11 protein-coding genes are annotated in these 14,014 nt (G+C 38.2%); 3 read left to right on the top strand and 8 right to left on the bottom strand.

The window, feature by feature from the left end:
* Positions 1–9 precede the first annotated feature (9 nt).
* Genes IC610_RS10800 through hflX form a run of 7 tightly spaced genes read right to left on the bottom strand, consistent with a single transcriptional unit; the run spans position 10 to position 7,913 of the window.
* Positions 10–1,230, bottom strand: coding sequence for a hypothetical protein (locus IC610_RS10800; RefSeq protein ID WP_191736874.1), 1,221 nt, complete (start codon positions 1,228–1,230; stop codon positions 10–12).
* Positions 1,231–3,339, bottom strand: a complete 2,109-nt coding sequence (locus tag IC610_RS10795) for a coiled-coil domain-containing protein (protein ID WP_191736873.1) — start codon at positions 3,337–3,339, stop codon at positions 1,231–1,233.
* Between the two features lie 12 nt (positions 3,340–3,351).
* Positions 3,352–4,014, bottom strand: a complete 663-nt coding sequence (locus IC610_RS10790; RefSeq protein ID WP_191736872.1) for a hypothetical protein — start codon at positions 4,012–4,014, stop codon at positions 3,352–3,354.
* A 20-nt stretch (positions 4,015–4,034) separates the two neighbouring features.
* Entirely contained in the window at positions 4,035–4,745 is a 711-nt protein-coding gene (locus IC610_RS10785; protein ID WP_191736871.1) for a DNA alkylation repair protein, read from the bottom strand.
* Between the two features lie 6 nt (positions 4,746–4,751).
* A complete protein-coding gene (locus IC610_RS10780) occupies positions 4,752–6,041 on the bottom strand; it encodes a cation:proton antiporter (protein ID WP_191736870.1) in 1,290 nt (429 codons plus the stop codon).
* 15 nt (positions 6,042–6,056) lie between these two features.
* Positions 6,057–6,683, bottom strand: a complete 627-nt coding sequence (locus IC610_RS10775) for a DUF4919 domain-containing protein (RefSeq protein ID WP_191736869.1) — start codon at positions 6,681–6,683, stop codon at positions 6,057–6,059.
* 12 nt (positions 6,684–6,695) lie between these two features.
* Positions 6,696–7,913 carry a GTPase HflX gene (gene hflX, locus IC610_RS10770; RefSeq protein WP_056083649.1) on the bottom strand — a complete coding sequence of 406 codons (1,218 nt, stop codon included), beginning with the start codon at positions 7,911–7,913 and terminating at the stop codon, positions 6,696–6,698.
* A gap of 226 nt (positions 7,914–8,139) precedes the next feature.
* Here hflX and IC610_RS10765 point away from each other — a divergent pair, with 226 nt between their 5' ends.
* Entirely contained in the window at positions 8,140–8,847 is a 708-nt protein-coding gene (locus tag IC610_RS10765) for a LytR/AlgR family response regulator transcription factor (RefSeq protein WP_191736868.1), read from the top strand.
* Here the strand turns inward: IC610_RS10765 and IC610_RS10760 are convergent.
* Complete coding sequence (locus IC610_RS10760; RefSeq protein ID WP_191736867.1) at positions 8,827–10,830, bottom strand: tetratricopeptide repeat-containing sensor histidine kinase; 2,004 nt, start codon at positions 10,828–10,830, stop codon at positions 8,827–8,829. The genes IC610_RS10765 and IC610_RS10760 overlap by 21 nt on opposite strands.
* 150 nt (positions 10,831–10,980) lie before the next feature.
* Between IC610_RS10760 and IC610_RS10755 the strand changes: the two genes are divergently transcribed.
* The gene (locus IC610_RS10755; protein ID WP_191736866.1) at positions 10,981–11,460 is read left to right on the top strand and encodes a T9SS type A sorting domain-containing protein; all 480 of its coding nucleotides are present in this window, start codon (positions 10,981–10,983) and stop codon (positions 11,458–11,460) included.
* Positions 11,461–11,464: 4 nt separating this feature from the next.
* Positions 11,465–14,014, top strand: a complete 2,550-nt coding sequence (locus IC610_RS10750; RefSeq protein ID WP_191736865.1) for a beta strand repeat-containing protein — start codon at positions 11,465–11,467, stop codon at positions 14,012–14,014.

Genomic DNA, 14,014 nt, shown 5'->3' with positions numbered 1-14,014 from the left:
ATTTAAGTTTTATCTCAGGATTAATGGGAGATTGCCAGACTTAAACTGAAAACGTACCAAAGTTTGCTTTTTATCATTCCAGTACAGTACAGATTCCAGCTCACGTACCTTTTTTGTGATTTTGGGAGATAAGCTTTTAAATGATGAAAGCAGTAAGGGGTTGTTTTTAATTAAAATAAAATTCGCCTCAGAACTTTTTTTGATTTTTGGATGGTTTACAGTGTTAATTAAAATTCCGTTCTCATCTCTCGAAATTTTGTTGGGCAGAAAAGGAATCGCTGTAAACTGATTTTGCGGACTGATGAATTTTTTCTGTTCAAAATAATTCCAGACTTCATCGGAATTTTTGGTTTTAATCTGAATCAGATACTGTGGCTGAACGATCTTCTGATAGCTGACTTTTTCAACTTCATTGAAATTATCATCGTAATCATAGCTGATGATGGTGTCTGTAATTTGTTTTAAATCAGCATTCATTTCAACCGAATTGATTTCCGGATGAGAAAAAATTTCAGTTTTAAAGAGATTCGAAAAGGTCTGAATGTTTTTTTGTTCAAGCTGAGCAGTAAGAAAATCGGTTTGATTTATGTTTTGAGAAAAAGCAGTTTCAGCCTTTTTAAAATCAGTAAAGTTGGAAATTTCGATATTTTCATCATTTAAATGAATCGAATAGTTTTCTCTGTTTTTTCCATTAATAATTCCTAAACTTCCAATTCCATCAGTCATAAAATCATCGGCATTCCATAGAATTTTGTTTGATTTTAAAGAGCTTTCAATGGTTTCAAATGATCTCTGAGAAGTTCCGGCGATGCAGATTTCTCCGTTGATCTTCAGGAAAATATTTCCGTTTGTGTAGAGACTGTTGCCTTTGGTCTGAAAATTTTGGTCTTTTAAAAAAGATTCAAATTCTTTCCTGTTTTTAATTTCTAAAACCATGTACCAGTTTGAAAAACCTTCATTTTTAAGATGGAAAAGCTGCACAAAATCCGGAATTTTAATTCCGGCATCTTTCCATGAAATCCCGGCTTTTTTATCGCCTTCTTTCAACCAGACTGAGGGATGCAGAACTGTTTCAGAAAGATATTTTCTTGTGAAATTTTTTACATCAATCAAAACCACAGCATCTGCACCGTCTGGGATGTATTTCAGTTCTTTGTTTTTATGATAAAGAATGAAATACACCGCCAAAAGTACGATAACACACACCAGAAAAAGAAGCCGTCTTTTCATTTACAAAGGCTGATTTTTTTTCTCAGACTCAGATATTTTATAGATTTCATCTACCAGATTAAAGAAATACATCAGGCTGTTTTCAGCAGACGTTTTAATTTTATAATCAATCTCAGTCTGTATGCTGTTGCCTTTCACTTCACTTTTGTAATTGAATTCTCCGGCATTTTTCTTCATTAAATTCAGCAATTTTATTTCAGATGAATCCTTGAATTCCTGATTGAGACCGATGAGTAATTTCTGAAGGTCAAATCTTCCTGAAACTGCATATTTTTCAGAATCTTTCATCCATTTTTTTGAAATGTCTGTCTGGGATTTCGGGTTGATGTTTTCTTTTGCCGTCGTCAGATAAACAATACCGTCTTTTACAGTAAAATACAGCTGATCAACCGGTCCCTGATTTGTTCCTTCTTTGAATTTATAGAAATCACCATCTTTAATGAATTTTTCTTTTGTGTCTTTGTTTGAAACAAGCATGTCGAAAATTCTGCTCCAGTACTTTTCATTTTCCGTTGCAAATGCAAACGTGAAATCCGGAAACATTACATCTTTGGTTTTCGTGACTTCCTTTTCGTTGTAATCGTCGTCGTACTCAAAATCTGTATATTCTACTTTTTTTGATTTCAGTTCGTTCAAAACAAAAATTCCGTTTCCGGGAGCGATTTTAGAGATGGCTTCTTCGTCCAAAACGATTTTCACCGTTTCCATCATCAGCTGAATTTCTTTCTGATATTTTCCGTCACCGGTGTTTTCAAATAAAGTGTAGATGAGGTCAAAATATTTGTAGCCGTTGAGGTTCATCGCATAATATCCAATGCTTTTATCATTGATAAGAGCAGTGAGTTTTTTGTTCTTTTTACCTTTGTAGACGGCGGCAAAACTGTTGTTGATATTGCTGTCTTTGTGTTGGTAGTTGTTGATGAGCCTCACCTTATCGTCGTCAAAATAAAGATTGTATGACGAATTGGAATTGTACATTTTTCCTACAAGATTTTCAATATCAAACTCTCTGTAAAAGCTTCTGTAAGATTTTAATCCGAAAATTTTACCATAATCTGTATGAATAAATATGTCAGAATTGCTGTCTCTGAAACTCAAAATATCTTTCGCTACTTCAAGCTCAAGATTTGAACTGAAATATTTGTCGAAATCTGCTTCTGCAAACTTCTTCACCATTTTGAAAGTCTCGATATTAATCGAATCCATTTCCTTCATAAAGAGTGAGTCGGCAACGGCTTCTGCTTCATAATCGTAGTCATCCATTTCTTCTGTCTGGTCTTCCTCTTCACCAGATTTCCGTGGTCCTACAGGCGGCGGTGGCGGAATTTCCTCTTCGTAGCTGCCTTCTTTATAGGTGGTGTCTCTGATGGCTTCCGTCGTTTTTTCTTCAGGATATTTTTTGTGCTTTTCGAGATATTTTATGTCTTTCTGAAGTTTCACAATTTCAGCATTGTTGTCTTTGATGTTTTGTTTGATGTAGGAAATTTCATCTTTTAGGTTCTGAATTTCCTCTTTATAATCAAACGGTTTTTCTGCTTCTATTTCGTAATCTGCATCCACTGCAACACTGTCTACGGCTGCTGCCGTGCTGTCTACCACTGCCACTGTACTGTCTGCATACACATCATAATCGTATGGTTTGCTGTAGTTCATCATTTTGAGAACGGCTTTTTTGTCGTTCCACGCCACAAAAATATTGTCGTCGATGTCTACAAATTCGTAATTGCTTTTTTTGGTGACTTCCTGACCTTTTTTCTTCACAGAATTAATGAATTCGGTAAATTTTGAAGTGTTGTCTAAAGTAAAGTAAGTTGTATAAGCGTAAATGGAATCATTTGCCGAAGCGTAGTGATACTGTGTTGCGTCGTATTTTATTCCGGTTTTTGAAAAGTCATTCCACGAAGTGGTTTTCTTGTCATTATCCTTTGAAAGTTCCTTGAAAAACGGATTTACTTTCTCCCAGTTTATTTTTTTATTAAGCTGCTTCCCGTTGATTTCCATGTAGAAAAGTGCGTCTTTTGGCAACTTCGGGCTCTGCTGTGCACCGAGATATGCAAACGCGAAGAGCATGAAAAAGATCTTCTGTGTTTTTATTAAATATGTTTTCATGAAGTTTTTGGTTTATTGAAATTGAATGTTGTTGTGGAGCTGTTTTTTCTGAAGGATAAAATCTAAAATATTACCATCAAGCTTCAGTGCTTTTTTGTTGGGCGAAAGCTGGTAAAGACTGTTGCTTTGGGATTTAATGGTGTTTTCAAACTGCATTACAGAAACGTATTTTGCCGTAGCGAAAACTTCTTTGTCTGCCGCGCTGAGCTTGTTGTAATCTTCTTTGAAAGTATTGATTTTATTTCTCGTAAGTGTTTTGTTCTGAATATTCTGGCTGTACATATTCGTAGGAATCATTTTTCCGATGATGTTTTTTGCCTTTAAATTTTCCAGACCGGTGTTGATGTTTTCAATTTTCTTGAAACTGCAGCTGAGTTTAATGATGTAATTGTCAAAATCCATCGATGTTTTCACATTAGAAATTCCGGGAGTGGTTTTAAAAATCTGGGCCGCCTGATTGATTTTAGATTCAATTTCAGATCTTTTGGGAACTTTTTTGCCGTTCACGGTTTCCATTTTAGACAGGGAAGCAATTCTTGTTTTGCTTTTGCTGGCATTTAAAATCAAAGTATAATCGCCGCTTCCGTCGGCCCTGATGTTGACTTTGTCTAAGATATCAAAGCAACTTGTAAGAAGCAGCAATGGCATCAGGAACAAAAAGTATTTTAATTTCATATAAAAATCCGTGTTGATGTCTAAATTTTTCCTTTTAAATAATCCTGCCTCAGGTTTTCATCCAATTTCTCAATCGCGTAACGAAGGCTGGTTCGGGGCATTTTTCTGTAGTGAGAATTTAGGAACCCGATTAATTCAGTTTCATTTTTATTTCCCATTTCACGCAAAAGCCATCCATTTGCCTTGTGCATCAGGTCGTGACTGTGAAAGAGGTTTCTCAAAACCAGTTTTTTTGTCAGCTCAAAATTACCTTTTTTTACGTAATGCATCGTGCCTACAACTGCAATTCTTTTGTGCCACATATCTTCGGACTCAGAAAGGTTGATCAGAAGGTCATCTTTTTGATTTTCAAAGGCATAGCGGCCTAAGATTTTGTAGCAGCTGGTGTCTGCCAAATCCCAGTTGTTGATTCCTTCAAGATTATTCAGGTAAAACTGAACGATTTCGTCTTTTACAGAATTGTCCTTTGTCTTTTCAAATTTTGAAATCAGCATGAAAAGTGCTGTCAATCGGTGTTCGTGATACTTCGAGGAAAGAAGTTCAGCGATTTCATCTAAAGAAATCTTGGTGTAAAACTCTTTCGCCACCGCCCGCTGGTCTGGAACTTTTACGCCCAGAAACAGATCGCCTTCACCATATTCACCTTTCCCGGTTTTAAAAAATTTAGGAAGAAAAGCTGCTTTCTCAGGAATGGCAAGTTCTGCAAGGGCGGTTTTCAGTTCTTTAAGCATGAGAAATTAATTCTGATTTTCTGCCATCGCAGTAGATTCAAGACTTTTTTCTTCGTCAGCAATCTTTTTCGGGTTGGCGACTTTGGCAATTGTAAGTCCCTGAACGATAATTGAAAACACAACCACAAAATAAGTAATACTTAAGATCGTGTTGTGGTATTCTCCTTTCGGAATAGACATTGCCAGTGCGATGGAAACACCGCCACGAATTCCACCCCAAAACAGAACTTTTATCGTCTGCGGACTGAATCTTGTTCTGAAAGACATGAATTTCGTAGGTCCCCAAATCGAAACAAATCTAGCAACCAATACAACCACAATAGCGATCAAACCAGGAATGACAAAATGATTTAAATCCTTAATCATCAACAGCTCAAAGCCGATAAACAGGAATAGAACAGCATTCAGAATCTCATCAATCAGTTCCCAGAATTTAATTAAATAATCCTGAGTGACAGATTTCATTTTAAATTTAACATTGAAATTACCCATAAATAATCCCGCTGCAACCATCGTCAAAGGTCCTGAAACATGCATCTGACGTGCAACAAGATAACCACCCATCACTACTGCAAGTGTTACCAAAACTGAAATGATGTAATCATCCACTTCACGCATCAGTCTTGAAGTTATCCATCCTAAAACAACACCTAAAAGAAGACCTCCGCCTGCTTCATGAAGGAGTAAAATTCCTATATTTTCTATACCCAAATCAACTTCTTTTCCTATAGCCAGCTGCAATACAACGGTGAAAACCACAACTGCCATACCGTCATTGAAAAGCGACTCGCCGGCAATTTTTGTCTCCAGAGCTTTTGAGACATTGGCCTGCTTCAAAACACTTAAAACTGCCACAGGGTCAGTAGGAGAAATCAAAGCTCCGAAAACCAGACAGTAGATAAACGGTATTTTCAAACCTACTAACGGCAAGAGGTAAAACATTCCAAAACCGACAATGAAGGTCGATATGATAACGCCGGCTGTAGAAAATATCAGCACCGGCCGGAACTGTTCCTTTAAATCATTGATGTTAATGTGAATTCCTCCCGCAAAAAGAAGGAAATTTAACATCGCTCCCATCAGGACCTCTGTAAAGTCGATGCTGTTCATCAGATCATTTAAATGACTGAATGTTTTTGGAAGAAAATTTTCACCAAATAATACCAGAATGATAGAAACCACAATGGCAATAACCATAATTCCGATGGTGCTCGGAAGTTTTAAAAACCTGTAATTGATGTAGGCGAATATAGATGCTAAAACGATAAGTGCTGAAAATGAATAGTATAATTCCATTAAAAAATTTTAAGTTTAAAAGCCTGTGTAAAGTACTTTTATATAGAGTTTCTGATCTCCTTTTGACCAAACATCGTACATCGCGCCATTGGCGGCCTGAGAACCGCGCGAGTAATCCTGCCCGATCTGAAGCATGTTGAGGAGAATGTATTCGTCACCCACAGAATTGACAACGTAAGCTGTTTTTTCGGATTTTCCGTCGCCCGAACTTTTAATAGCGTCGGTTAAGCTTCGGAGCTGATTCATGTGGTGCGAAAAATTGGTGATGTCCTGCTTCATTTCATAGCCACGAAGCAGAATTAATAAGACATCAAGATTGGTCGGGTCTTTCCCGTAAATTTCCTTTCCAAGCGTGATAGATTTGTCAACATCTTTATCTCTGAAAGCATTGGCAAGATTCTTAAATTCATCGCTTGAAGTGGAAATGATGTTCTGATAATTTCTTCCGTAATACAGATGCTGAGCCTCCAGACTGTCTAAAGATTTTGGAAGACCTTTGTATTTGAAAATCAGTTTGTCATAATGAAAATCTGACTTTTTATTCTGAAGATTTTTCTTAATATCTTTGAGGTCGATGTTTGCTTTCTGAGCAGAAAACAGCCCAAAGCCAAGCATCAGAAAAAGGATGAAATATTTTTTCATCTGAATATATTTTTAGTTGTTTTCTTCATCATTATCAAAATATTCAAAAAGAAAATCGTTGTACGGGAATCTTGAAATGTGGATTTTCATCACCTCATCGTAAATCATTCTCTTCATTTCAGGGAAATTTTCCTTCGTCAAAGCCGAAATGAAAACGGTAGGATATTTAGATCTCGCCATCCATGTTTTCTTCCATTCTTCCAGAGAAATATTTTTCTTTGATGATGGAGTAAGATCGTCTTCATCTTTCTTTTCATAGCTGAAATCGTCAATTTTATTGAAAACCATGACCATCGGTTTCTGATGCGCATTAATTTCCATTAAAATCTGGTTAACAGACTCGATGTGATCTTCGAAACTTTCATGAGAAATATCCACAACGTGAATCAGAAGATCAGCTTCACGCACCTCATCCAGAGTAGATTTGAAAGATTCTACAAGCTGAGTAGGTAATTTCCGGATAAATCCGACCGTATCAGTTAAAAGGAAAGGTAAGTTTCCAATCACCACTTTTCTTACAGTCGTATCGAGCGTTGCAAACAGTTTATTTTCGGCGAAAACATCAGACTTTGAAATAGCATTCATCAGGGTAGATTTCCCAACGTTGGTGTAACCAACAAGAGCAGCACGAACTACTTTTCCACGGTTGTTCCGCTGAGTCGCCATCTGTTTGTCGATGATTTTCAGTTTATCTTTCAGCAAACTGATTCTGTCGCGGATGATCCTTCTGTCGGTTTCAATTTCTGTTTCACCGGGACCACGCATCCCGATTCCCCCTTTCTGTTTATCTAAGTGAGACCACATTTTACTCAAGCGGGGAAGTAAATACTGATATTGCGCCAGTTCTACCTGAGTTCTTGCATAAGAAGTCTGTGCTCTTTGGGCAAAAATATCAAGGATCAGATTGGTTCGGTCGAGGATCTTAACTTCAATTTCTTTTTCAAGATTTTTCAGCTGTGACGGCGAAAGTTCATCATCAAAAATGATAGTACCAATCCCGTTTTCTTTTACGTATTCTTTTATTTCCTGAGCTTTACCGCTTCCTACAAAGGTTTTGGAGTCAGGCTGAGTTAAATTTTGTGTAAAACGTCTGTCCACTTCAGCACCAGCAGTATGAGCAAGAAATTCCAGCTCGTCCATATATTCCTGCAGCTTTTCTGCATCCTGATTTTGGGTAACAACGCCGACCAGAATGGCCTTTTCGTAATTATGTTGTTTCTTTTCTAGCATTAAATTCTGTATAATTTATAAGATTTACAAGATAACATTTTTTATCTTCAGATGCAAAAAAGAGTCCGTAAAATAGCTTTGCATTTTGGTAAGAGGAGTTTTTCATATAAGAACGGCGTCTAAATTTTCATCAAAATCGGGTTTGTTCAAATAAATTTTTGTTATTAAATGTCTATCTTTAATCCGCTAATTCTTTTCAGATAAAAAAAATTATAACCAAACCGAGATGAAAAGGGAAATTAAATGCATCATAGTAGAAGATGACGAGCTGGACCGGCTGGTTCTTCAGCAACATCTGAAAAAATATCCTCATATTGTGGTGTTGGGTATTTTTGCCTCGGCGGAAACTGCGGTTTCTTCTTTAAACCCAGATGTGGATCTCCTGATTTTAGACATAGATCTTCCGGAAATGAACGGTATCGAACTGCGGAAAAATTTTAAAAACGTTCCTGCATGTATTTTCATCAGTTCGCATCCGGAATATGCCATTGATACTTTTGAACTGGATACATTAGATTTTATCAGCAAACCATTAAAAGCTGCCCGCTTTGAATATGCGATGCAGAAACTCGCCGATTTTTTTGAAATGAAAGAAAAGTCAGAAAGTTTTGATGCTCTGATTGGCGAGAATATTGTTAAAATTAAAGACAGAAACGAAGTTTTTCAGATTAAAATAAGTGATATTCTTTATTTTGAAGCCTTAAAAGATTACACCAGAATTATTACTACAGACAAAAAACACTGTATTTTAGATTCCATCGGGAACCTGTTGCAAAAGGAGCATTTCAGTCACTTCATACGCATCCACCGAAGTTTTGCAATTCCCAAACATCATATCAGAAAAAAATCTGCTCACGAAATTGAGATCGTTCAGCAGATCAAACTTCCCATCGGAAGGGCTTTTAAAGCTAATTTAGATTTTTTTAATCCTTAAGGAAATTTCACTTCCTGTACCGCTTTCAGAATGAACTTCCAGCGAAATGCCGATGGCTTTGCTCATGTCTCTGATCAGGTGCAGACCAAGTCCTTTTTTAATTCCGACAGCAATTCTGTCATCGAAAAGCGCCTTAAATTTTTCCTGGGACGCGCCATGACCGTTGTCTGAAATGGTTAGGCAGATGTATTCAGGTTTTTCCACAGCTTTCCAGCAGATTGTTTTTTCGCCCTGTTTTTCTTCCAGCACTTTTATGGCGTTATTGGTGAGATTTCGGGTGATGGTTTTCAGATATTCGGGATCGGTTTTTATTTTTAATTCCTCAGGAAAGTCAAATTTAAAAGAGATGTTTTCTGCCCACGTGAAATTATCTTTTATATCATCAAAAATTTCCTGCACTGGTATTTCTGATATTTCCGGCGAGAAATGATCCATTTGCCCTTTGCTCCACAAAAGCAGATCTTCCATTTGCAGAAGAAGCTTTTCTGCAGCATCCATCGTTTTGTTTTCAAGCCGGAGTTTGGTTTCGTCATCCATCAGTTCCGGTGCCTCTCTTTGGAGATGCAGAAAGTGTATTAGTCCGGAAACAGGACTTCGCAGGTCATGGTTTAAAATTCCGAAAAATTTAATTTTTGTTTTATTGGCGGTTTCCAGTTCATTATTGAGTTTCGTGAGTCTGTCTGTGTTCTTTTTGCTTTGGCGGTACAGAAAGAAAAGGAGAATTACGATAATCGTTACTGAACCGAGACCCACCAGTGACAGCAGTTTTTCTCTCTCTTTATTTTTAATAACGAGTCTGTTGTACGCAATTTCTTTGTTTTTTTGTTCTACCACTTTTCTGCTTTCGAGTTTCGCAATTTCATTTTTTCTGTCCTGTGAATAAACCGAATCTTTTATAGTGTGGTATTCGTTGATGTTTTTGGCGTAATTATCAATATCTTTTGTGATTCTATAGAGTTCAGACATTCCCAAATAATTGAACATTACCCACTGTTGGTTATTATTTTTCTGTGCAATTTCTTTACTGATTTTAAATTCCTGCATTGCCTTTTCAAGCAGTTCTTTCTTAGAAAAACCATGTTTTTTGCTGTAGACCGAAAAGTTTAGGTAAAAATCCATGTAAGAAAATCCTGTGTTATAATGATTAGCTACAGACATATAATGATGAGGTGAAATTCTGTCCCAGATTTCCTGTGCTTCCTTTTGCATGCGGTAGCTTTTGTCAATATCAGAAATGTCGAGAAGAGACCAGTTGGTCAGCAGCCATGCATGGCCGTATTCATTGTGATTCTGTTTAAAATACTTTTCGGCTAAAAGGAAATTTTTCTGTGCATTATCTTTCTTATTTAAATTTCTCTCCATTTCTGCCAAAACACCGTAGCAAAACCCCAGCTCATCAGAGTTATCTGCTTTCTCAGCCGATCTTATGGCTCTGTTGATGTTTTCATATGATTTTTTTTCATCAGATTCATCCAGGTAGAGGAATGCGAGACTCCTGTAGGCACTGCTCACAATGCGGAAGTTTTTGCTTTTTTCTCCAAGGTCTACAGCTTTTAAATAATTCGCTACCGCATTTTTGTGATCTGCTTTCAAATGAAAAAGCCTGCCGTACATGTAATAATTGTCTGCCAGAGAATAACTGTCTTTGTTTTTAAGGTTAAGTTTTTCTGATTCTTTATTGAATTTCAGGCCGTCATTGATCTGATTTTTTTCGGTAGCATAACTAACCAAACCCAGCAGCGCCTTGCCTTTTTTGCTTTGCCAGTTATTTTTTTTGATCAGTTCGAGATTTTTTCTGGTGTATATAAGACAGCTGTCGGGATTATAAGTTCTGTAAACAGCGACCAATTTTTGCTGAATTTCAAATTTTCTTTCATCTGAAATCTGCCAGGATGGAGGCTTCTGATGATTAGCCGTCTTCAGTGAGCTCTGTGCACACAGTGCAAACGGAACAAGAGTAAGTATGAACAGCCTGAATTTCATGGTAATAACTTGCTTATGACTAAGATACAAACATTTCATCTGTCATTTGTCGATTTTTTAGGTCGTTTATCTATTTTTTCTGAAAAGGCTTCACCGGTGAACTAATTTAGCTCCACCAAAACACTGATCATAATCATAAAACTAATAACCATGAAAATTTTTTACACTCTAAAACTGATTCCGCTCTTTGTACTTTCGGGCATTGGTCTTCAGGCTCAGAAAGCGGTTCTTGCAACGGGAACTAATGCAACGGGAAGCAATGGTTCAGTTTCCTACAGCGTTGGTCAAATAGATTTTAATCAGAAAGGCAGTGGTCTTCCGATGATGGAAGGTGTGCAGCAAAGCTATGAGATTATTACACTTTCGGTGAACAGCGCTATTGCCAATACGGAAGACATCAGGCTTTATCCAAATCCGTTTCAGGATTTTATCTATCTCGATTTTCCTGTAAAAGATTATAAGGATGCAGAATTTCAACTTTTTGATTCCTCCGGCAAACTTTTAAGAACAGAGAAGATTCAAAATTCCAAATCTGAATTTAATTTTTCATCACTTCCTTCAGCGATGTATTTATTCAACATCGTAGAAAAAGGGAAAGGCATCAAATCATTCAAAATAATCAAAAAATAATACCATGAAAAAACTTTTACTAACAGCCGGGCTTGTGCTGGGCTCCATGCTGGTGTATGCTCAGGCTCCTGAAAAAATGAGCTATCAGGCTGTAATGAGAAATTCGGGAGGGCAACTTCTTTTAAATCAGAATATCGCTGTACGCGTAAGTGTACTTCAGGGCACGCCAACAGGAACGGTGGTATTTTCTGAAAGACTTACCGGAACTACCAATGCCAACGGATTGGTAAGTCTGGAAATTGGTTCGGGAACTGTTTTATCCGGAACTTTTGCAGGCATCAACTGGGCTTCAGGAAATTATTATCTGAAAACTGAAACAGATCCACTTGGAGGAACAACATATTCGATTGCCGGAACAAGTCAGCTTCTGAGTGTACCATATGCAATGTATGCGAAGACAGCAGGAGGAACTTCCGGTGGTGCATTAACTTTACCTTACACAGCAACTGTGAATAACGCAGGTACATTATTTTCAATCAATAATGACGGTGACGGAGCTTCTCTGGAAGGAACCAATAATACAACCACCTCCAGCATTGCAGCCGTAAGAGGCTTGGTCAATAATACAGCTCCGGGAGGATTTTCTTCTGCGGTACGGGGAATCAATAACGGTACTGGTGGTCTTGGAATCGGTGTCTGGGGTTCCCAAAACGGAAGCGGATGGGGAGTTTATGGTGTATCGCCGACAGGCCTAGGTGTTTACGGAAATTCTTCAGGGGCGGGATATGGTGTTTATGCAAACAGTAATACAGGAACAGGTCTGAATGCCACAAGTACAAATGGTATCGCAGCAAATATTGCAATATCCAATAATGCCAACAACAATAATGTTATCAATGCCAACAGCTTAGGAAACGGAATAGTAGTCAATGTATCTACTACCGGTTCAGGTTCAGGTGTTGTAAGTAATACAGGAGCCGGTTTCGCTGTTCACGGAATTACATCTGCACAAAGTTCTGCCGGGGTCATCGCTGATAACAACGGTGCAGGGGAAGCTGTTGTAGGTAGAAACACAAGTGATATTGCCGGCGCAGTAGTGGGCAGAAACGATGGGGGTGGTTATGGTGTAAGAGGTTTTGTCTCAGGAAATACTTCAGGAACAAGCGTTGGGGTATTTGGTCAGGTAGGTCTTAACTCAGGGAAAGGACGAGCCGGACGTTTTGTAAACAGTAATACCAATAACGACAGAAATACTTTTGAAGTAGAATCTAACGGCGCAGGTAATATTCCGGATAATACATCAGGAAATGTTTCCTCTTTTCTCAATACCAATACAAACAGCGTAAGTGCCGGGGTTAGAGGAGAAGTAAAAAGCATCTTCGGAAACTTCGGTGCAGCGGGTATCTTTGGAGTATCATCTGGAACAGGAGGGGTTGGCGGACTTTTTCACGCATCAAATATCAACGGAAATGGAGCCGCTTTGGTAGCCATCACTGAAGGAAATGGAAATGCCATCCGCGCCAATGCAGGAAAAGATGGGAATGGGGTAGAAACAAACATCGATGGAAACGGAAATGCCCTTTATGCCTGGGTTCCTACATTCGCAAACGGTCGTGCCGGAAAATTTAATAATTTCAACACCACCAATACAAGCGATGTAATTACCTCAACAACCGTGGGGAATGGTATTGCCGGAAATTTTTTGGTAGACAGAACAACAGGAACTTCTGCAGCATTGAAAGGCGAGGTAAATTCCATTTTTGCCAACTTTGGTACTGCGGGCGTGTATGGATTATCATCAGGAACAGGTGGATACGCAGGTTTATTCTACGCATCAAATGCGACAGGAAACGGACCGGCTTTATTAGCTTTAACTGAAGGTGCCGGAAATGGAATTACGGCCAATGCTGGCGGAAACGGTGATGGTGTGGAAGCTACGGCAGATGGAACAGGTTCTGCGATATATGGTTGGATTCCCAACTTCGGAACCGGTAGAGCAGGATATTTCAGAAACTTCAATAACGCAAACGGACAGCCGGTAGTTCATGTAACCACAACAGGAACCGGTTCAACCTTATTGGTCAACCATCAGGGGCCTTCAGGGAATATTGCTGTATTTCAGAGTGGAAGTACGAATGTAGCAAGAATAAATAAAACAGGACAGGCATTTTTTAATGGCGGAACACAAAACAGCGGTGCCGATTTAGCGGAAGCTTTTGATGTGGAAGGAAATACTTCAGAATACGAGCCGGGAGATATTCTTGTGATTTCTACAGACACAGACAGAACAGTAGAGAAATCTTCAAAAGCATATTCTACTTTGGTTGCAGGGGTTTATGCTACAAAACCAGGCGTACTTTTAACAGAAGAAAATATAGATTCTGAGTTGATTGGTAAAGTTCCGATGGGAGTTGTAGGCGTTATTCCGACGAAAGTTTGTCTGGAAGGAGGAAAAATCAAGAGAGGCGATTTTATTGTAACTTCATCACAATCCGGAATAGCAATGAAAGGCAATCCTAAAAAAGTGAAAATAGGGCAGGTCATCGGGAAAGCCCTGCAGGACTATGATCAAAACGGAATCGGTAAAATTAAAGTATTGGTAAACATTAAATAA

Origin of the sequence: Chryseobacterium caseinilyticum (assembly GCF_014837145.1) — a bacterium.
Lineage (GTDB): Bacteria > Bacteroidota > Bacteroidia > Flavobacteriales > Weeksellaceae > Chryseobacterium > Chryseobacterium caseinilyticum.
The sequence above is the reverse complement of the archived record's forward strand: the minus strand, read 5'-3'. Positions and strand labels throughout refer to the sequence as shown.